The sequence below is a fragment of the Arthrobacter sp. MOO21 genome (genome assembly GCF_057369995.2).
The window spans coordinates 3,304,198-3,323,154 of sequence record NZ_CM170671.2 but is presented as its reverse complement, the minus strand read 5'-3'; the positions used below and the strand labels follow the sequence as shown (position 1 = coordinate 3,323,154).

17 protein-coding genes and 1 pseudogene are annotated in these 18,957 nt (G+C 66.3%); 10 read left to right on the top strand and 8 right to left on the bottom strand.

Translation table 11 applies throughout. The features are described from left to right. Window positions 1–66 precede the first annotated feature (66 nt). Window positions 67–1,220, top strand: a pseudogene (locus AC2JAJ_RS15435) (PLP-dependent cysteine synthase family protein). Window positions 1,221–1,242: 22 nt separating this feature from the next. Here AC2JAJ_RS15435 and AC2JAJ_RS15430 read toward each other — a convergent pair. Beyond that, window positions 1,243–1,902 carry an MBL fold metallo-hydrolase gene (locus AC2JAJ_RS15430; RefSeq protein ID WP_486415263.1) on the bottom strand — a complete coding sequence of 220 codons (660 nt, stop codon included), beginning with the start codon at window positions 1,900–1,902 and terminating at the stop codon, window positions 1,243–1,245. Window positions 1,903–1,998: 96 nt separating this feature from the next. On the opposite strand from AC2JAJ_RS15430, the gene AC2JAJ_RS15425 reads away from it, so the two are divergent. Further along, the gene (locus AC2JAJ_RS15425) at window positions 1,999–2,460 is read left to right on the top strand and encodes a Fur family transcriptional regulator (protein WP_486416792.1); all 462 of its coding nucleotides are present in this window, start codon (window positions 1,999–2,001) and stop codon (window positions 2,458–2,460) included. Here AC2JAJ_RS15425 and AC2JAJ_RS15420 read toward each other — a convergent pair. The 5 genes from AC2JAJ_RS15420 to AC2JAJ_RS15400 form a co-directional block, all read right to left on the bottom strand. Further along, window positions 2,438–3,322, bottom strand: a complete 885-nt coding sequence (locus tag AC2JAJ_RS15420) for a metal ABC transporter permease (RefSeq protein WP_486416793.1) — start codon at window positions 3,320–3,322, stop codon at window positions 2,438–2,440. The two genes, AC2JAJ_RS15425 and AC2JAJ_RS15420, sit on opposite strands and share 23 nt — an antisense overlap. Then, the gene (locus AC2JAJ_RS15415) at window positions 3,322–4,137 is read right to left on the bottom strand and encodes a metal ABC transporter ATP-binding protein (RefSeq protein WP_473696921.1); all 816 of its coding nucleotides are present in this window, start codon (window positions 4,135–4,137) and stop codon (window positions 3,322–3,324) included. The genes AC2JAJ_RS15420 and AC2JAJ_RS15415 overlap by 1 nt, the downstream gene beginning before the upstream one ends. After that, the gene (locus AC2JAJ_RS15410) at window positions 4,134–5,099 is read right to left on the bottom strand and encodes a metal ABC transporter solute-binding protein, Zn/Mn family (RefSeq protein ID WP_473696920.1); all 966 of its coding nucleotides are present in this window, start codon (window positions 5,097–5,099) and stop codon (window positions 4,134–4,136) included. The genes AC2JAJ_RS15415 and AC2JAJ_RS15410 overlap by 4 nt, the downstream gene beginning before the upstream one ends. Before the next feature lie 113 nt (window positions 5,100–5,212). Continuing rightward, complete coding sequence (locus AC2JAJ_RS15405; protein ID WP_473696919.1) at window positions 5,213–6,283, bottom strand: hemolysin family protein; 1,071 nt, start codon at window positions 6,281–6,283, stop codon at window positions 5,213–5,215. Continuing rightward, window positions 6,280–7,614, bottom strand: a complete 1,335-nt coding sequence (locus AC2JAJ_RS15400; protein ID WP_486415264.1) for a hemolysin family protein — start codon at window positions 7,612–7,614, stop codon at window positions 6,280–6,282. Before AC2JAJ_RS15400 ends, AC2JAJ_RS15405 begins: the two co-directional genes overlap by 4 nt. Before the next feature lie 546 nt (window positions 7,615–8,160). Here AC2JAJ_RS15400 and AC2JAJ_RS15395 point away from each other — a divergent pair. The 5 genes from AC2JAJ_RS15395 (at window position 8,161) to AC2JAJ_RS15375 (ending at window position 14,438) form a co-directional block, all read left to right on the top strand. Then, window positions 8,161–11,973 (top strand): multifunctional oxoglutarate decarboxylase/oxoglutarate dehydrogenase thiamine pyrophosphate-binding subunit/dihydrolipoyllysine-residue succinyltransferase subunit, encoded by a 3,813-nt coding sequence (locus AC2JAJ_RS15395; RefSeq protein WP_486415265.1) that lies wholly within the window; start codon window positions 8,161–8,163, stop codon window positions 11,971–11,973. Between the two features lie 151 nt (window positions 11,974–12,124). Then, window positions 12,125–12,724, top strand: coding sequence for a GDSL-type esterase/lipase family protein (locus AC2JAJ_RS15390; protein ID WP_221386749.1), 600 nt, complete (start codon window positions 12,125–12,127; stop codon window positions 12,722–12,724). 81 nt (window positions 12,725–12,805) lie between these two features. Then, window positions 12,806–13,633 carry a DUF4097 family beta strand repeat-containing protein gene (locus tag AC2JAJ_RS15385; RefSeq protein WP_473696916.1) on the top strand — a complete coding sequence of 276 codons (828 nt, stop codon included), beginning with the start codon at window positions 12,806–12,808 and terminating at the stop codon, window positions 13,631–13,633. After that, entirely contained in the window at window positions 13,633–14,244 is a 612-nt protein-coding gene (locus AC2JAJ_RS15380) for a PadR family transcriptional regulator (protein ID WP_221386747.1), read from the top strand. Before AC2JAJ_RS15385 ends, AC2JAJ_RS15380 begins: the two co-directional genes overlap by 1 nt. A 119-nt stretch (window positions 14,245–14,363) precedes the next feature. Beyond that, the gene (locus AC2JAJ_RS15375; protein WP_369299106.1) at window positions 14,364–14,438 is read left to right on the top strand and encodes a 50S ribosomal protein bL37; all 75 of its coding nucleotides are present in this window, start codon (window positions 14,364–14,366) and stop codon (window positions 14,436–14,438) included. A 113-nt stretch (window positions 14,439–14,551) separates the two neighbouring features. Here AC2JAJ_RS15375 and rsrA read toward each other — a convergent pair whose 3' ends face one another. Both rsrA and AC2JAJ_RS15365 read right to left on the bottom strand, forming a co-directional pair. Then, entirely contained in the window at window positions 14,552–14,812 is a 261-nt protein-coding gene (gene rsrA / locus AC2JAJ_RS15370) for a mycothiol system anti-sigma-R factor (protein WP_221386746.1), read from the bottom strand. After that, window positions 14,809–15,579, bottom strand: a complete 771-nt coding sequence (locus AC2JAJ_RS15365) for a sigma-70 family RNA polymerase sigma factor (RefSeq protein WP_473696915.1) — start codon at window positions 15,577–15,579, stop codon at window positions 14,809–14,811. Before AC2JAJ_RS15365 ends, rsrA begins: the two co-directional genes overlap by 4 nt. A 302-nt stretch (window positions 15,580–15,881) precedes the next feature. Between AC2JAJ_RS15365 and AC2JAJ_RS15360 the strand changes: the two genes are divergently transcribed. Genes AC2JAJ_RS15360 through rsgA form a run of 3 tightly spaced genes read left to right on the top strand, consistent with a single transcriptional unit; the run spans window position 15,882 to window position 18,915 of the window. Beyond that, entirely contained in the window at window positions 15,882–16,430 is a 549-nt protein-coding gene (locus AC2JAJ_RS15360) for a DoxX family protein (RefSeq protein ID WP_221386744.1), read from the top strand. Window positions 16,431–16,436: 6 nt separating this feature from the next. After that, entirely contained in the window at window positions 16,437–17,816 is a 1,380-nt protein-coding gene (aroA, locus tag AC2JAJ_RS15355) for a 3-phosphoshikimate 1-carboxyvinyltransferase (protein ID WP_501053182.1), read from the top strand. Further along, window positions 17,800–18,915, top strand: a complete 1,116-nt coding sequence (gene rsgA, locus AC2JAJ_RS15350) for a ribosome small subunit-dependent GTPase A (RefSeq protein ID WP_221386742.1) — start codon at window positions 17,800–17,802, stop codon at window positions 18,913–18,915. Before aroA ends, rsgA begins: the two co-directional genes overlap by 17 nt. The last annotated feature ends 42 nt before the right edge of the window (window positions 18,916–18,957 follow it).

The following is an 18,957-nucleotide window of genomic DNA, read 5'->3' as shown; positions in this document are numbered from 1 at the left end:
ATGCGCGGCCAACGCTTTCCACTCTAGAGGGCCGGCGCCCGCTACCGCCGGTAGGCTGGTCCGGTGATGATCGAGGGCAGCGGAAATGGCGGCGCAAGCCGGAGCGGCGCAAGCCGGAGCGGCGCGGACCGGACGTGGGCGGACAATGCCATCCGCACCATCAGGGCGGAGAACAACCGCTCGGCTGACACCCACCTCTACGCTGTGCCGCTGCCTGAGCACTGGGGAATCCAGCTCTACCTCAAGGACGAGTCAACCCACCGTTCCGGCAGCCTCAAGCACCGGCTGGCCCGCTCTCTGTTCCTGTTCGGCCTCGTCAACGGCTGGATCCGGGCGGACACGACCATCGTGGAGGCCTCCAGCGGCAGCACCGCCGTCTCCGAGGCATACTTCGCCCAGCTGCTGGGGCTGCCCTTCGTGGCCGTGATGGCCCGCACCACCAGCCAGGAAAAGATCGCACTGATCGAACAGTTCGGCGGGTCCTGCCTGCTGGTGGACAATGCATCGGACGTGTATGCAACAGCCGAAGAAGTTGCCGCCACCTGCAACGGCCACTACATGGACCAGTTCACCTACGCCGAACGGGCCACCGACTGGCGCGGCAACAACAACATTGCCGAGTCGATCTTCGGCCAGCTGGCCATGGAACAGCACCCGGTACCGGACTGGATCGTGGTGGGCGCAGGCACCGGTGGGACCAGCGCCACGATCGGCCGGTACCTGCGCTATCACAGCCACCCCACGCGGCTGCTGGTGGTGGACCCGGAGGACTCCGCGTTCTACCCGGGCTGGCTCGCTGCCACGGACAGGGGCGGCGGAACCGTCCAGCCACGGCCAGGCCGGCCCTCCAGGATTGAAGGGATTGGCCGTGCCCGGATGGAGCCGAGCTTCATCCCGTCCGTGATCGACCACATGGTCCAGGTTCCGGACGCGGCGTCTGTTGCCGCCATGCGCCACCTCCGCGCCTACGCCGGCCCGGCCTGCATGCCGGCCCGTCAACCGGCACCAACCTCTGGGGCGTGTGGCAGACAGTGGCACAGATGCTGTCCGAAGGCCGGCAGGGCAGCATCGTTTCACTGATGTGCGACGGCGGCGAACGCTATGCGGGCAACTACTGGAACCCGGAGTGGCTGGCGTCCCAGGGACTGCACCCGGAGCCTTACGAAACAGTGATCAGCCGCTTCCTCGACACAGGCCAGTGGTCCGTTCCCCCGGCGTAGCTGTACTGCCAGCGCCGGTGGACTAAACCTCCACGGACTCCCGCGGGGCCAGGTGCTTGTACTCCGTGCCGTACTTTGCGCCGATCCGCCGGACATGGCCCTCGACGATCCCCAGGCCGTTGTCGTTGAGCAGACCGTCATGGATCTGGAAAGCCCGTGGTGCCCGCACCCCAATGACGAAGTCCACCACTTCGGCCGACTTGCTCCACGGCGCGTGCAGCGGAACCAGCAAGGTCTGGACCTTGATGCCGTCCGGGATGACGAAGGAGTCTCCCGGGTGGTACACATTTGAGTCCACGAGATAGCCGATGTTGGCCACCATGGGGATCTGGGGGTGGATCAGGGCGTGCTGGCCGCCAAAGCTGCGGATGTCGAAGCCTGACACCTGGAAGGTTGAACCCGGCTCCACCGCATGGATGCGGGCTGCCGTGCCCGGCGCTTCCGCGCGCAGCTTGCCGGCCACGCTTTCCGGCGCATAAAGGACCAGGCCCGGATCGCCTTCGAGCGCTTCCACCACCGCCGCCGTGTCGAGGTGGTCCGGGTGTTCATGGGTCACCAGCACGGCCTGGGCCCCCTCCATGGCCTCAGCAGCCTCGGAGAACGTGCCGGGGTCGAGGACAATGACGCCGCCGCCATCCTTTTCGAGCCGGACGCAGGCGTGGGTGTATTTGGTCAGCTTCATGGCGCCAGCCTAGGGTGCGCCGCCGAAGACTGTCCACGAGGCCCCGGCTGGTAATCTTGATGTTTGCCACCCACCCCCACGGAAGCGAGTTCGTCCATGCCGATCGGCGCCAAGGCTGGTCCCCCTCTGCCGTCCCCGGCGAGCGGCGGCAAGGAACAGCGCATCACCAAGCAGCGCCGGGCGGTCAGTGCAGCACTGGATGACCTGGACGACTTCGTCAGCACCCAGGAGCTCTACCGGATCCTGCAGAACCAGGGCGTGTCCGTGTCGCTCGCCACCGCCTACCGGATCCTGCAGTCACTGGCCGACGAGGGCCTGGTGGATGTGCTGCGCAATGGTGACGGCGAGGCGGTCTACCGGCGCTGCGCGGTGACCGGCCACCACCACCACCTGCTGTGCCGGAACTGCGGGAAAGCAGTGGAGGTGGAAGCCCCCGCGGTGGAGACCTGGGCGGCCCGGACAGCCGCCGACCACGGGTTCACCGAAGTGGCGCACACCGTGGAAATCTTTGGCCTGTGCCCGGACTGCAGTTCGCTTAGGGCTGCGGGGAAGCTTTAAGGACCCGGCCGTTGGCTCCCTGCCGGAGCCGCAGGGATCCAATAGCGCGGCACACCACGTAGATCAGGAACGACAACGTGGTGACATAGGGGCTGATGGGGATCCGTCCGCCCAGCGCCAGCAGGATTCCACCGACCGTGGCCGTGACGGCAAAGACCACGCTCAGCACCACGGTGGCCCCCGGCGAGGACGTAACGCGCATGGCCGCGGCCGCGGGCGTGATCAGCAGTGCGAGCACCAGCAGGGCGCCCACCACCTGGATGGACAAGGCCACGCTGACGCCCAGCAGGACCATGAAAACGAGCGCAAGGGTACGCACGGGAACCCCGCGCGCCTCGGCGACCTCGGGATCGAGGCTGGCGAAGTTGAGCGGGCGCCAGATGGCCAGCAGGACGGCGATAACGGCGACGGCGGTGCCGGCAAGGGCCTGGAGCTGAACGGTGTCGACGGACACGATCTGCCCGGTCAGCAGGCCGAACTTGTTTGCGGCGCGGCCTTGGTAGAGCGACAGGAACAAAATCCCGAGTCCCAGCCCGAACGGCATGATGACGCCAATGATCGAATTCTTGTCCCGGGCCCGGACACCCATCAGGCCCAGCAGCAGCGCGGCCGCCACCGAGCCGACGAGAGAGCCGAACACCACGTCCGTGCCCACCAGCAGGGCAAAGGCCGCACCCGCGAAGGACAGCTCGGAAATTCCGTGGACGGCAAAGGCGAGGTCACGCTTCATCACGAAGGTACCCACCAGCCCGCCGAGGAGGCCCAGTATGGCGCCGGCCCAGATCGAGTTCTGGACCAGGACCAGCAACTCGCCGTAATTGTCAAAGCTGAAGATCGCCCCCAGGATGCTGTCGATGTCCATCATGCCACCTCCCGCGCCAACTCGTGGTCGTGGGTGTGGTGGTGCGTAGTGGCGTCCGGCAGGCCAACCACCACGATCCGGCCGTTCGCGCGGATGACCTCGACGTTGCTTTCGTACAAGTCGGAGAGGACCTCGGTGGTCATCACATCCTCCGGCGTACCTACTTTGAACCGGCCGCCGGCCAGGTAGAGGACCCTGTCCACGTAGTCGATAATTGGGTTGATTTCGTGTGTCACGAAGACCACTGCGCTGTCGTGTTCGCGGCACTGCCTGTTGATCAGGGCGCTCACGGCCTGCTGGTGGTGCAGGTCAAGGGAGAGCAATGGTTCATCGCACAGCAGGACCTGTGGGTCCGTGGCCAGCGCCTGGGCCACGCGGAGCCGCTGCTGTTCACCGCCGGAGAGCTGGCCCACCGGCACCTTCGCGTATTCCGTGGCGCCCACCACCTCCAGGAGTTCATCGATCCTGCGGTTCGCCTTCGCCGGGGACAGCCGCAACCCCCAGCGGTGGCCGTCCACGCCGAGGCCCACGATGTCGCGGGCGCGCATGGGCGTGTCAGCGGGAAAAGACTTCTGCTGCGGAATGTAGCCGATCAGGCGGCTGCCGCGCTCCACTGCCCGGCCCCCCAGGGTGGCCTGCCCCGACTGGAGTTTCTGCAGCCCGAGCAGGACTTTCAGGAAACTGGTCTTGCCGCTTCCGTTCGGGCCCAGCACGGCGAAGAACTCGCCCGGCCTGATGTCCAGGTCCAGGTCCTCCCAGAGCGTCCGCTGGCCGAACTTAAGGGACGCCCCGCTGAGGCTGACCACGGAATTCACCTGTTTGTCTCCAGAACCTTGCCGATGTTGTTCACATTGTCCGTCATCCACTGCACGTAGGTCTTGCCCTCGGGGAGGGTTTCGTTGAAGTCCACCACCGGAACGCCGGCAGCTTCGGCCGCCTTCTTCAGCGATTCGGTCTGCGGGCCCTCCGTCTGTTCGTTGTACGCCAGCAGGCGCACCGACCGCGAGGCCACCAGGTCCGTCGCCTGCTTCAGCACGGCGGGCGGGACATCGGCGCCCTCCTCAATCGCAGCAGTGTATTCCTCAGGGGTGGCGTTCACCAGCCCGGCATCCTGGAGGAGGTAGAGCGGAACCGGCTCGGTGACCGCCACCGGGGCATTGGCAGCGCGGGCCTTCAGTCCGTCGAGCTGGCCGTGGAGGCCTTCCAGGGTGGACTTGAAAGCGTCGGCGTTGGAGGTGAACGTCGCGGCCGACGCGGGATCGAGCGCTCCAAGCCTGCCTGCGATGCTGTCCGCCAGCCGTTCCATGGCGGGCAGGCTGTACCAGACGTGCTCGTTGAACTCACCGTGGTCGTGTTCTTCGGCCGGGGCCGTAGCTTCAGCCGTGGCCTCCCCGGGGTGGGCAAGGCCGGAAATTTCGACGGCGCTCAGCACCGCCCCTGCGTCAAGCTTGCTGCTTTCCACCAGGGTATTAAGGAAGTCGTCGTAGCCGCCGCCGTTGCCAATGACGAGTTTGGCCTTGGAGACGGCAAGGCGGTCCTGCGCGGTTGCCTCGTAGGAGTGCGGGTCCTGGCTCGTCTTGTTGATGATGGCGGTGACCTCCACCTTGTCCCCGCCGATGGTCCTGGCGATGTCCCCGTAGACATTCGTGGACGCCACCACGGTGATCCGCCCGGCGCCTTCCGGGGCCTGCGCCGGCTGCGGGCTGCATCCGGCGAGCAGGAGGCCGAGCCCGGCGAGGGCGGCGAGCAAGGACGGGGCAGCGGTTCGACGGCGCACGGAAGGACCTCAGATCTGGGGAGCGGAAGCAATATCTCCAGCCTATACCTAAATAGGAATGATTCCTATTTAGAAAACGGGCAGCTGCCTGCCCTCCAGGGGAGGGCAGGCAGTCAGCTTCCGTTGGGCTGGCCGAGCCTCCTGATCCCGGTGGCCTGGGTGGCGTCGCGGATCTCGCCGACCAATTGTTCGATGACATCCTCCAGGAAGAGCACGCCACGGGTTTTGCCGTCGGGACCGATCACGCGGGCCAGGTGCGAGCCCGTGCGCTGCATCACCGACATTGCCTTTTCGATCTCGTCGCCCAGCGCGAGGTTGGCCAGCGACCTGATCCGGCTTTCCGCGATCGGAAGTTCGTAGGCCGCCTCCGGGATCTGCAGGACGTCCTTGACGTGGAGGTAGCCGTAGAGCATGTCCTCGTCGTCCAGCATGGGGAACCGGGAGAACCCGGTACGGCTTACCGCCTTTTCGAACTCCACGGGAGTGGTGGAGGCCCGCAGCATCACCAAGTCTTCCAGCGGGACCATGATGTCGCCCGCTGTGTGCTCGGAAAACTCCAGCGCACCGGTGATCAGGCCTGCGTCGTCGTCCACGAGTCCATGGCGCGTGGACTCCTGCACGATCGACTGGACCTCCTCCAGCGTGAAGGAGGACGTCACCTCGTCCTTGGGCTCGATCCGCATGAGCTTGAGGATGTGGTTGGCCGACCAGTTCAGGACGGAAATCACCGGGTGGACCAGCCTGGCAATGAACAGCAGCGGCGGGGCCAGGAGCAGGGCGGCCTTGTCCGCCACGGACACCGAGATGTTCTTGGGCACCATCTCGCCGAAGGTGACATGCAGGAAGGTCACCAGCATCAGTGCCACAGCAAAAGCTGCCACACCGGCCGCCTCCGCAGGCAGGCCCACCGACTCGATCGGAACGGCCAGCAGATGGTGGATGGCAGGCTCGGCGACGAGCAGGATCAGCAGCGAGCACACCGTGATGCCCAGCTGCGCGCAGGCGAGCATGAGCGACACGTTTTCCATGGCACGCAGGGTAGTCTGGGCGCGTTTCGATCCGGCATCAGCCAGCGGCTCCACCTGACTGCGCCGGGCCGACATGATGGCAAACTCCGCTGCCACGAAAAAGGCGTTGCCGAGCAGCAGGAGGCCCAGCCACAAAATTCCGGCCCAGTCGCTCATTTCTTGCTCCCGTCGCCGGGTTCGTGCAGCCCCGGTTCAGGCGCGGGCCGGAAACAGATCCGGTCAATCCGGCGTCCGTCCATCCTGGTGACGCTAAGGCTGCCGCCGCCAACGGGCACAGTGTCTCCGACCACCGCGATCCGGCCGAGCTGGCTCATGACATAGCCGCCCACGGTCTCGTACGCCGCTTCGTCCGGCACGCTGAGCCCCGAGATCTGTTCCGACAATTCATCCGGGCGGAGCAGTCCTGGAAAGTACCAGTCGCCGGAGGCGCTTTGCAGGAGTCCGGGCCGAACCTTGTCATGCTCATCGGCTACCTCGCCGACAATCTCTTCCACCAGGTCCTCAAGGGTGGCGATCCCCGCGGTGCCGCCATATTCGTCAAGCACCACAGCCAGCTGCAGGTTTCCTTCCCGGAGTTCGGCCAGGAGCGCATCGAGGTGGATGGTCTCCGGCACCCGGAGCACGTCAGTCATGATGGCTCCGGCTTCAAGGTTTTGCCGGCGTTCCCAGGGAACGGCGACGGCCTTCTTGACGTGCACCAGCCCCCGGATGTCGTCGGCGGAGTCACCGATGACCGGGAACCGGGAGTACCCGGTCCTGCGTGCGGCGTCAACGACGTCGGAGACGGGCTGGTCGGCATCGATAGTCTCAAGCCGGATCCGCGGCGTCATGACGTCGGCCGCCGTGCGGCTGGAGAAGTTCAGCGTCCGCGCGATGAAGTTCGCGGTACCGGCGTCGAGCGTTCCCATCGCCGCCGACCGGCGGACCAGCGACGCGAGTTCGGCCGGGGTGCGCGCACCGGAAATCTCTTCTTTGGCCTCGAGCCCAAAGACGTGCAGCACCTTGTTCGAGAAGCCATTGAGCAGCACGATGGCGGGCTTGAAGATCGTGGTGAACACCAGCTGGGGCCCGGCCAGGGCCCGGCCCACCGGGAATGCAAGGGCAATCGCCATGTTTTTCGGCACCAGCTCCCCCAGGAGCATCGACAGCAGCGTCGCAACCACCATCGCGAGGACCAGGGAGATGGAATCGACGGCCACACCGGGAAGCCCGACGGCGGAGAGCGGGGCCTGGAGGAGATGGCCCAGCGACGGCTCCATCACGTAGCCCGTGAGAAGCGTCGTCAAAGTGATGCCGAGCTGGCAGCTGGACAGCTGGGTGGACAGGGATTTGAGGCAGGTGAGCAAAGGCACTGCGCCCGTATCGCCGTCGTCAATGGCCCGCTGGACGGTGGGCTGGTCCAGGGCAATGAGGGAGAATTCGACGGCAACGAAGAAGCCTGTCCCGGCGATGAGCAGCAGTCCCGCTGCAAGAAGAAGCCATTCCATTCAGCATCCCGCCTTGGCGGCGGCGGTCGCGGGAGAAGGACCCAATGCAGGGGACGGGAAGCTGCTTCGTTCCGGCGGAGGATGGTCGGCTGATACCGATGCCTGGCCCCTGCGGGTGGCGGCAGGCTGGGCCGGGGTCTGGTGATGGGCGCGTTGTCGGGGTTTGCCGGCTCTGGGGGCGGACTGCGCGGCGGCTCTCTTCAAGCTCCGCTGACAGCGCCCAGGCCGGCACCTAGATTTACTGTCCATAAGAATTCCAGTCTACAGGAGCAGCCCCTGCCGGGCGGAGCGCGAACGGCCCCGCCCGGCCGGAATGAAGGGCCACGTACACGCCCCCACGGACTGCCCGCTCAATCGGCGGTGCCGCCACAAACAGGCCTGCCTTCGTCACTTCATGATTTGAGTCACCCTTATTGGCAGTTAACGCAAAATGCTCACTAGACTTGCAAAGGTCTGGGTTCAGGGGACGCAGAGACTGGTTCGAACGTAGTGCTGAAGCACCGGGGGGCCAAAGAGAAATCAAACTCATGGAAGAGGCGTATTTCATTGCCAGAGCAGCCAAGCCACCGTCTACCAGAGGAATTTGGCGGAAACGAGTGGCTCGTTGACGAACTGTACGAGCAGTACCAGCAGGACAAGAACGCCGTGGATGCCAAGTGGTGGCCTTTGTTTGAATCCTTCGACTCGGGTAACGGTTCTTCTTCCAACGGAAATACCGCGCACCCGCCCACCCGCGAACTTCCTGTTGTGAAAGCTGCACCCGCTGCTCCGGCACCGTCGCCGGCCGCAGCCCCTGCCACTCCCCCGGTGCCTCCTGCCGCCCAGGCGCCCGCTCCTGCAGCGGCACCGGCGCCTGCACCCGTCAAGAAGGCCCCCGCAACCGTGGCCCGCGACGGCGGCAAGAAGACCGAAGCCGGCACCGGCTCGCAGCCCATCCCGGCGCAGCTGCCCAAGAACGTCAAGGCCCCCACGGCGCCCGAAGAGGACGTTGTCTCAGTCCTGCGCGGGCCGGCCAAAGCCATTGCCACCAACATGGTCACCAGCCTCGAGGTGCCCACCGCCACCAGCGTGCGGGCCATCCCGGCGAAGCTGCTCATCGACAACCGCGTGGTCATCAATTCCAACCTGGCCCGCGCCCGCGGCGGCAAGGTTTCCTTCACGCACCTCATCGGCTACGCCGTCATCCGCGCCCTCTCCCAGTTCCCCTCCATGAACGTCTACTACGACGAAGTGGATGGCAAGCCGGTCGCTGTCCAGCCGGCGCACGTCAACTTCGGCATTGCCATCGACATGCCGAAGCCCGACGGCACCCGCCTGCTGATGGTCCCGAACATCAAGAAGGCCGAGACCCTCAACTTCGCCGAGTTCTGGCACACCTACGAGGACCTCATCAAGCGCGCCCGCAACGGCAAGCTCACGGCCGAGGACCACCAGGGCACCACCGTGTCGCTGACCAACCCCGGCGGCATCGGCACCGTCCACTCCGTGCCGCGCCTCTCCAAGGGCCAGGCCGCCATCATCGGCGTCGGCGCCCTCGACTACCCTGCCGAGTTCCAGGGCGCCAGCGAGAAGATCATCGCCCAGAACGCCATCAGCAAGGTCCTCACCCTGACCTCGACGTATGACCACCGCGTCATCCAGGGAGCCGGCAGCGGCGAGTTCCTGAAGCTCGTCCACTCACTCCTGCTGGGTGCGCAGAACTTCTACGACGAGATCTTCGAAGCCCTGCGCATCCCCTACGAGCCCGTGCGCTGGAGCGCCGACAAGCAGGTGGATCCGGCCGACGAGATCAACAAGGTGGCCCGGATCCAGCAGCTGATCCACTCCTACCGGGTCCGCGGACACCTGATGGCGGACACCGATCCGCTCGAATACGTCCAGCGCAAGCACCCGGACCTCGACGTCCTGACCTACGGGCTGACCCTGTGGGACCTGGACCGCGAATGGCCCACCGGCGGCTTCGGCGGCAAGCCGATGCTGAAGTTCCGTGACATCCTCGGCGTCCTGCGCGATGCGTACTGCCGTACCACCGGCATCGAATACATGCACATCCAGGAGCCGGCCGAGCGCAAGTGGTTCCAGGACCAGCTCGAGCACCCCTACTCGAAGCCCAGCCGTGAAGAGCAGCTCCGGATCGTCTCCAAGCTGAACGCCGCGGAGGCTTTCGAGACCTTCCTGCAGACCAAGTTCGTGGGCCAGAAGCGCTTCTCGCTTGAGGGCGGCGAATCGCTGATTCCGCTGCTGGACGCCATCATGTCCGACGCAGCCGACGACGGGCTGGACGAAGTTGCCATCGGCATGGCCCACCGCGGCCGCCTCAACGTCCTGACGAACATCGCCGGCAAGACCTACGCCCAGGTGTTCCGCGAGTTCGAGGGCACCCAGGACCCGCGGTCCGTGCAGGGCTCCGGTGACGTCAAGTACCACCTGGGCACCGAAGGCACCTTCACCTCGGACAACGGCAAGGAAACCAAGGTCTACCTTGCCGCCAACCCGTCCCACCTCGAAGCCGTGGACTCCGTCCTCGAGGGCATCGTGCGGGCCAAGCAGGACCGCCTGGACCAGGGCGAAACCTTCCCCGTGCTGCCCATCATGGTGCACGGTGACGCCGCGTTCGCCGGTCAGGGCGTGGTGGCCGAAACCCTCAATCTGTCCCAGCTGCGCGGCTACCGCACCGGTGGCACCATCCACGTTGTGGTCAACAACCAGGTGGGCTTCACCACCGCTCCGTCGTCCTCGCGTTCCTCCACGTACTCCACCGACGTCGCCAAGATGATCCAGGCACCGGTGTTCCACGTGAACGGCGACGACCCCGAAGCCGTCGTCCGCATCGGCCAGCTCGCCTACGAGTTCCGCCAGCGGTTCCACAAGGACGTCGTGATCGACATGGTGTGCTACCGCCGCCGCGGCCACAACGAAGGCGACGACCCGTCGATGACGCAGCCGCTGATGTACAACCTGATCGAAGCCAAGCGCTCCGTCCGCAAGCTGTACACCGAATCCCTCATCGGCCGTGGCGACATCACCGAGGAAGAAGCCGAGCAGCTGCTGCGCGACTACCAGGAGCGGCTGGAGCGCGTCTTCGCCGAGACCCACGCAGCACAGACCTCGCCCATTCCGATCGTCACCGCGGATTCCGCTGCAGTGTCCGACATCGAGCGGCCCATGGCCCAGCAGTCCGACTCCAGCGTCAACGCCCCCGTCTCCACGGCCATCAGCGCCGAGACGCTGGCCCGGATCGGCAAGGCCCACGTTGAAGTCCCCGAGGGCTTCACGGTCCACGCAAAGCTCAGGCAACTGTTGGAAAAGCGCGAGCAGATGTCCCGCGAGGGCGGCATCGACTGGGGCTTCGGCGAGATCGCGGCCTTCGGCTCCCTCATCATGGAGGGCGTCCCCGTGCGCCTGGCCGGCCAGGACTCCCGGCGCGGCACGTTCGTCCAGCGCCACGCCGTCTTCCACGACCGCGCCAACGGCAAGGAATGGCTGCCGCTGGGCAACCTCTCCGACGACCAGGCCAAACTCTGGATCTACGACTCCCTGCTGTCCGAATACGCTGCCATGGGCTTCGAATACGGCTACTCGGTGGAGCGCCCGGACGCCCTGGTCCTGTGGGAGGCCCAGTTCGGCGACTTCGTCAACGGCGCGCAGACCATCATCGATGAGTTCATCTCCTCCGCCGAGCAGAAGTGGGGACAGCGCTCCTCGCTGGTCCTGATGCTTCCGCACGGCTACGAGGGCCAGGGGCCGGACCACTCGTCCGCGAGGATCGAGCGCTTCCTGCAACTGTGCGCGGAAGACAACATGATCGTGGCCAACCCCACCACGGCGGCCTCGCACTTCCACCTGCTGCGCCGCCAGGCGTACAGCCGCCCGCGCAAGCCGCTGATCATCTTCACCCCCAAGCAGCTGCTGCGCCTGAAGGCTGCTGCCTCGGCGGTGGAGGACTTCACCAACGGCGCCTTCCGCCCGGTCATCGGTGAGCATGAGCAGCTGGCCGCCAACGCCGTCGAGCGCGTGCTGCTGGTGTCCGGCCGCCTGTACTACGACCTCCTGTCCACCCGGCAGAAGACCGGCGACAAGACCACTGCCATCATCCGCGTGGAGCAGCTCTACCCGCTGCCGCATGCCGAGATTGCCGCGGAACTCGCCAAGTACCCGAACGCAGAGGTCGTGTGGGCCCAGGACGAGCCCGCCAACCAGGGCCCCTGGCCGTTCATCGGCCTGCACCTGCCGGAAATCCTTGACCGCCGGGTACGGCTGGTCTCGCGTCCGGCGTCGGCCTCGACCGCTGCCGGTTCCATGAAGCGGCACGCCGCGGAGCAGGACGTCCTGCTGAAGCAGGCATTTGCACGGAAGTAACCAGTAAGGCTGCCCGGCCGGACGTCGAAATACCAGACTCCGGCCGGGCAGTTCTGTTTAATGGATGGACAGCGCCGCCCCGGACCGCACCAGCGGCGGCGGTGGCAGCCGCCAGTACCGAAGCAACCCGGACCGAAGTAAAGAGGAACGCGTGGAAGACAGGAAGCTGCGGATCGCAGCTGTGGGAGACGAACTGCTGGCCGGACTGGGTGATCCCCGTGCACTGGGCTGGCTGGGCCGCGTCCTGGCCCGCACTCCCCAGGACGGCATGGTGCTGGAGAGCTACTCCCTTCCCTGCCCGCAGGAAGGCACAGAGGGGCTGGCCGCGCGCTGGCTGGACGAAGCCGGACGGCGTTTCAGCGACCAGGCCGAAAACCGGCTGGTGATCGGCCTCTCGGGCCGCGACATCGAATTCGGCCTGTCAACCGCAAGGAGCAGGCTGAACCTGGCCAACATCCTCGACTCAGCCTCGCAGAACAGGGTCGAGGTCTTCGTCGTTGGCCCGCCGCCCGCCCTGGATCCTGCCCAGAACCGCCGGCTGGACGAGCTGAACACGGCGTTTGCGGATGTCACCACGCGGCGCAAGCATCTGTACGTGGATACCTTCTCGCCCCTGCTGAACCACGAGCAGTGGCGGCAGGACCTTGCAGCGAACGGCGGTACGCCCGGCCAGGCTGGTTACGGGTTGATGGCATGGCTGGTGCTCCACCGCGGCTGGTTCCAGTGGCTGGGGATGGACGCCCCCCAGTAAAGCCCACACGCGATATATCTTGACCATCCGCCAGGGCGGCGGTACCTTGGACTTCACGATATATCGTCTTTCGGAGGTGCCATGCCTGACGCAACCTGGAGTGTCAACAGCCCCCAGACCCTCGACCTGGACGGCGTCACGTCATTGAAGCTGGGCATGGTCCGGGGCAGGTTCGATGTGGTGAGGCATGCCGAGCCGGTGGCCCGGGTGGAAATATCGGATGTACACGGGGATCCGGTAGCGGTGTCCCTCAACGGCGGCAGGCTCGAAATCAGGCACCAGCTGCACGGCGCCCACGGCTGGTTCAAGAACCTGATGGAATCCGTGAACCACAACAGCGACAACTCCGCCACCATCAGCATCGCCCTCCCCGAGGGTGTCGACGTGGAGGCCGGAACGGTCAGCGGTGACGGCCTCGTCTCCGGCATCTCGAGCCACGTCCGCCTGAATACCGTCTCCGGCTCCGTCATGGCTGACGGCACTTCGGGGGAACTGCAGGTCAATACGGTCAGCGGGGAGGTCAGTGTCCGGAACCACACCGGCGTCCTCACCGCGAAAAGTGTTTCCGGCGAGGTGACCGCCTCAGGCTACTTCACCAACGTCCGCACGAACACGGTCAGCGGCAACCTCAGCTTCGACCTGCTCGGCTTCACCCATGACTTCGGGTCGAACTCGGTGTCGGGAGACCTCACCATCAGGCTGCCGCACGACGTGGGCGTGGACATTGTTGCCAAGTCGGCCAGCGGGGCCGTGGTCATCGACGACCAGCAATGCTTCCTGACGAACGGGAAGGTGGAGACCATCGCCGGTCCCGACGGCCAACTGATGCTCGTACGGACCAACTCGGTGTCCGGCCGGACCGCCATCTTCCATTCCCCTTCCTCCGATGGCGGGAACGCGGGGCACTGATGCCGCCGGTCTTTGCGCACGGGGCGTTGCGCCTTTATCTCCTTGCGCTGCTCGAAAGCGGCCCCAAGCACGGCTACGAACTCATCAGGGCACTCAAGGACCGGTTTGGCGGGACCTATTCGCCCAGCGCCGGCACCATCTACCCGCGCCTGGGCAAGCTTGAAGAAGAGGGCCTGGTGGCTACCGAATCGGCAGGACGCCGAACGAACTACCGCATTACTCCCGCCGGCCTGGCGGAGCTGAACCGGCGGCGGGACGAACTCGCCGGCGTGGAGAAGGACATTTCCGCCTCCGTCCAGCGCCTGGCGGACACCCTCCGGGAAGACATCCGCAGCAGCATGCGCGGCCTGCGCGCCGACCTCGCAGCGACTGCTGAAGCGGCCCGCACCGCGGCGGCTTCCGGCGACCTGCGCATCACGGGCGGCCGCCCTTTGGCAGGCCACAGGCAGCTCAAGGAGGCGGAGATGATGCTGCAGACTTTCCGCGACGACGTCCGCTCTGATCTGCGCCAGGGGTCCCGGCTTCAGCCCATCAGCGATGTCACCCTGGAGACCCTGCGGACAGTGCTGGAACAGGCGCGGGCGGCGGTCCGCGGCACGCTCCAACCCTGAGTGGCCGGGCCGGAAAGACCAGGCGCAGGTCACAGGCGTTTCCCGGTTCGCGGGGCGTGGCGATCATGTGGGAGACTGGAGGGCAGCTCTTTTGAGTACCAACAGTAAGGAGGCCAGCTATGAGCAAGCGTGCACGCAAGCGTCGTGACCGTAAGCGTGGCGGCGCGAACCACGGGAAGCGCCCCAACACCTAGGCACATGCCAGGAACTACGGTTCAGGCAAAGGACCCCGGAAGCTATTCGGCTTCCGGGGTCCTTTGCTGTGTGCCGCCCTCGATCACTGTGTCGGCAGGGCACCACGCGTTCGCTACGCCTCCACCGGACGGATGGTGTGGATCCGGTCAAGGATGGCGTTCTTAAGGTTGTCCGGGGCCGATTCGGTGCAGGAGCGCTTGACCATGTTGCGGATGACGCATTCAAGGTCGTACTGCTGCGTGCACTCGGGGCAGTCGTCGAGGTGGCTCTTGATTTCCGAGAGGTCCTCCCGGGTCAGCGCGCCGTCGAGGTACTCGTAGATGCGTTGCATCCGTGTGTCGTCGCAATCGCCCAATCCCTGGCAGTCGCTCATTTCCTGTTCTCCTGTGGTTTGCTTGCTGCCGCGTCCGGTGCATCTGCGGCCGTTTTGAATCCCCGCTCGGCGGCATACTCCGCCAGCATGTCCCGCAACATCCTCCGGCCGCGGTGAAGCCGTGACATGACCGTGCCGATCGGCGTGTTCATGATGTCCGAGATTTCCTTGTAGGCAAAGCCCTCGACGTCGGCGAAGTAAACGGCCAGGCGGAACTCTTCCGGAATGTCCTGCAGGGCGCGCTTGACGTCGGAATCCGGCAGGTGGTCCAGAGCCTCGGCTTCGGCTGAACGAAGGCCGCTCGACGTGTGGGACTCGGCCCGCGCCAACTGCCAGTCCTCGATGGTGTCCGAGTTCGACTGAAGTGGTTCGCGCTGCCGCTTGCGGTACAAGTTGATGTACGTGTTGGTCAGGATCCGGTAGAGCCATGCCTTCAGGTTGGTTCCCGGCTTGTACTGGTGGAAGGCCGAGAAAGCCTTGGTGTAGGCCTCCTGCACCAGGTCCTCGGCGTCCGAAGGGTTCCGCGCCATGCGCATGGCGGCCGAATACAGCTGGTCGACGTACTGCATGGCGTCCCGTTCAAAGCGCAGCCGGCGCTGCTCAACGGTTTCGGCCGATACATCCAGTGTGGCGTCTTCATTCTCCAGTCCGGCCTGTGAAGAGCCGGAACCAGCCTCCCCGGCATGCTCCGGCACGGCCTGCGTGCCCTTCACTTCGCTGGAGGAAGCCTCGTACATGGCCGCGACGGCCGGATCCAGGGTGCTCATTGCCTTCAAGTCTACTGTCAGGCTCCATGCCGGGGGCATGCCATACTGCGGCGCACCGCCGGCGAGGGCCTCCACCGCCACCGGGCCTGGCCGCCTGGTTCCGTCAAACACGGTTCCGTCCAACACGTGCCTCAAGGCCCAACTCCGCTCTGTTTACGTGAATGATGTCGTCAATGATGTGTGGACCCGTCCCGTGGACCCAGTCTCCATAACCCCGTCCCGCAGGCAAATATTCCCCAAAAGTGCAAGACTAGGACGGACTCCGCCGCGTGACGCGGTCCGTCCATCCAGGAGGAAAAGCCATGTCCTTTGTCCGCACTCTCGCACGGCCCATGCTGGCCTCCAGTTTTGTCCTCGCCGGACTGGATAAACTCAAGAACTCCGACGACACCGCCCAGCAGCTTTCGCCCCTGCTGCGCAAAGCTGCAGCCACCCTGCCCTTCCAGGCGGACGAAAAGACCCTGGCCCGCGTCATCGGCGGAACCCAGGTGGGAGCCGGCGTCCTGTTTGGCCTGGGTAAGTTCTCCCGGCTGTCAGCCACGCTGCTGACCGTGGTGTCCCTCCTGAACACCTTCGTTGAATGGCGCAGCGCGGACATCAGCAGCAAGGAAGCGCGGGAGACCCGCCGGAACCAGCTGCTCAAGAATCTTTCGCTGAGCGGTGGCGCCCTGCTCGCCTCCGTTGACACCGCAGGCAGGCCCGGCCTGGCGTGGCGCGCCGAGCACCTCGCCGCCGACGCCCGCCGGAATGCCGCGCACCTGGCCGCAGACGCCCGCAAGACCACCAACAAGAAGCTGCACAAGGCGGACAAGGCTGTGCGCCGCGCCGTCGAGCACGCCACGGGAGCATAAGGACGCATGACCGCAGCAGCTGCCGCCACGGACGGACCCGCCGTGCCTGTTGAGCATTGGGCCGCCCCCTTCGCATCCCGGCCTGTTGACGCCACCGTGACGGTGCCGGGGTCAAAGTCACTGACCAACAGGTACCTCGTGCTGGCTGCGTTGGCCGACGGTCCTTCGCGCCTGCGCGCGCCCCTGCACTCCAGGGACTCCGCGCTGATGATCGACGCACTCCGGCAGCTGGGCGCCACCATCACGGAGGTACCCGGCGACGGCGCCTTCGGCCCGGACCTGGAGGTAGTTCCGCTGCCCGCGGCGGCAGGGGCAGCCCGGACCAGGATCGACTGCGGGCTCGCGGGCACGGTCATGCGGTTCGTGCCGCCGCTCGCGGCGCTCCGCAACGGAGCCAGCGTGTTCGACGGCGACCCGCACGCCCGCAAGCGCCCCATGGGAACCATCATCGAAGCGCTCAAAGCCCTCGGCGTAGCCGTCTCAACCGAAGACGGGAGCGCTCCGGCATCCTTGCCGTTCGTCGTGGAAGGTACTGGCAGGGTGCGCGGCGGCCACCTGGTGATCGATGCCAGCGCCTCCTCACAGTTCGTCTCCGCCCTCCTCCTGGTGGGTGCCCGGTTCGAGGAAGGCCTGCACCTCGAGCACGCCGGCCGGCCCGTGCCGAGCCTGGACCACATCAACATGACCGTCGCCGTCCTCCGCGGCGCCGGCGTGTCCGTGGACGATTCCGTCCCCAACCACTGGGTGGTCTCCCCCGGCCCCATCCGCGCTTTCGACCAAAGGATCGAACAGGACCTGTCCAACGCGGGCCCCTTCCTCGCCGCGGCCCTGGCATCCCGTGGTACCGTCCGGATCCCGAACTGGCCGCTGGAAACCCAGCAGGTGGGAGACCTGTGGCGCAGCATCCTCGCCAAAATGGGCGCCAGCGTCACCCTCGAGGACGGCATCCTCACCGTCACCGGCGGCCCAGAGATCACGGGCGGCGACTTCGCGGACACCAGCGAGCTTGCCCCCACGGTGGCGGCGCTGTGCGCCCTGGCCACAGGACCCTCCCGGCTCACCGGGATCGCGCACCTGCGGGGCCACGAAACGGACCGGCTCGCGGCACTCGTGGCCGAAATCAACAGGCTCGGAGGCGACGCCGAGGAAACCAGCGACGGCCTGGTGATCCGGCCCGCCCGGCTGCACGCCGGCGTCGTCCACAGCTACGCCGACCACCGCATGGCCACCGCCGGGGCAATCCTGGGCCTGGCAGTGGAAGGCGTCCAGGTGGAGGACATAGCCACTACGGCAAAGACCATGCCTGACTTCCCCCGGCTCTGGGCAGAGATGCTGGACCAGGACGCCGCCGGACCCGGGGAGCCCAGCGGTGGCGCGGCGCACTGACTCCTGGGACGAATCCGACGTCCGGATCCGGCCCAACAAGAAGGGCTCCAGGCCGCGCACCAAGGACCGGCCGAGCCACGACGACGCGGTCACCGGACGCATCATTACCGTGGACCGCGGCAGGTACACGGCCGTAGTGGGTGAGGATTCGGACAACGAGCGCGTGGTCATCGCAGCACGTGCCCGGGAGCTGCGCCGCTCGCCGGTCGTTGCCGGCGACTTCGTCTCGCTCGTGGGGGATGTTTCCGGCGCCCCCGACACCCTCGCCCGGCTGGTGAAGATCCAGGATCGGCACACGCTCCTGCGCCGCAGCGCCGACGACACCGACCCCGTGGAGCGGGCCGTGGTGGCCAACGCGGACCAGCTGGTCATTGTGGTGGCCGCCGCCAACCCTGAGCCACGCACCGGCTTTATCGACCGGGCGCTGGTGGCGGCCTACGACGCCGGAATCGAGCCCATCCTGCTCGTCACCAAGGCGGACGTCCGGGATCCCGCTGAGCTGCTGTCCAACTACACGCACCTGGACTTCCCGGTGATCATCAGCCGGACCGCCGATGAGCAGGCCTCCGGCATCGACGCCCGCTCCGACGACGGCCTGTCGGCTCGGCTCGACAGCACCGCAGTGGCGGCGCTGCGGGCCCACCTCGACGGCAAGGTCACGGTAATGCTTGGCCACTCCGGCGTCGGCAAGTCCACCATGGTGAACGCCCTGACAGGTGCCGAGCGGGCCACCGGCGGCGTCAACGCCGTGACCGGACGCGGACGGCACACGTCGTCGTCGGCCCTGGCCCTGCGGCTCGCCGAGGCCCCGCCCGGCAGCTGGATCATCGACACCCCCGGCATCCGGTCCTTCGGCCTGGCGCACGTGGATCCGGACAGGATCCTCCGGTCCTTCCCGGACCTCTCCCCCGGCATCGAAAATTGCGAACGCGGGTGCAAGCACACCGCCTCCGCAGTGGACTGCGGCCTGGATGACTGGGTGAACAACGGGCATGCGGGCCCCACTGGTCCCGCCCGGCTCGCGTCCCTGCGCCGGCTGCTCGGAACGGATCCGAGAATGGAAGCACAGGAAACCAAGGAACTCGGCAGCGTCAACTGACGCAGCCGAAGGTCCCGGAAGATGCCGGGACAGACGGTAGTT

What these genes read in the sequence shown, in the direction of transcription:
- AC2JAJ_RS15430 (WP_486415263.1), bottom strand. Translation starts at nt 1,902, where the DNA reads ATGAAGCTGACCAAATACACCCACGCCTGCGTCCGGCTCGAAAAGGAT.
- AC2JAJ_RS15425 (WP_486416792.1), top strand. Translation starts at nt 1,999, where the DNA reads ATGCCGATCGGCGCCAAGGCTGGTCCCCCTCTGCCGTCCCCGGCGAGC.
- AC2JAJ_RS15420 (WP_486416793.1), bottom strand. Translation starts at nt 3,322, where the DNA reads ATGGACATCGACAGCATCCTGGGGGCGATCTTCAGCTTTGACAATTAC.
- AC2JAJ_RS15405 (WP_473696919.1), bottom strand. Translation starts at nt 6,283, where the DNA reads ATGAGCGACTGGGCCGGAATTTTGTGGCTGGGCCTCCTGCTGCTCGGC.
- AC2JAJ_RS15400 (WP_486415264.1), bottom strand. Translation starts at nt 7,614, where the DNA reads ATGGAATGGCTTCTTCTTGCAGCGGGACTGCTGCTCATCGCCGGGACA.
- AC2JAJ_RS15385 (WP_473696916.1), top strand. Translation starts at nt 12,806, where the DNA reads ATGCCTGACGCAACCTGGAGTGTCAACAGCCCCCAGACCCTCGACCTG.
- AC2JAJ_RS15380 (WP_221386747.1), top strand. Translation starts at nt 13,633, where the DNA reads ATGCCGCCGGTCTTTGCGCACGGGGCGTTGCGCCTTTATCTCCTTGCG.
- rsrA (WP_221386746.1), bottom strand. Translation starts at nt 14,812, where the DNA reads ATGAGCGACTGCCAGGGATTGGGCGATTGCGACGACACACGGATGCAA.
- AC2JAJ_RS15365 (WP_473696915.1), bottom strand. Translation starts at nt 15,579, where the DNA reads ATGAGCACCCTGGATCCGGCCGTCGCGGCCATGTACGAGGCTTCCTCC.
- AC2JAJ_RS15360 (WP_221386744.1), top strand. Translation starts at nt 15,882, where the DNA reads ATGTCCTTTGTCCGCACTCTCGCACGGCCCATGCTGGCCTCCAGTTTT.
- aroA (WP_501053182.1), top strand. Translation starts at nt 16,437, where the DNA reads ATGACCGCAGCAGCTGCCGCCACGGACGGACCCGCCGTGCCTGTTGAG.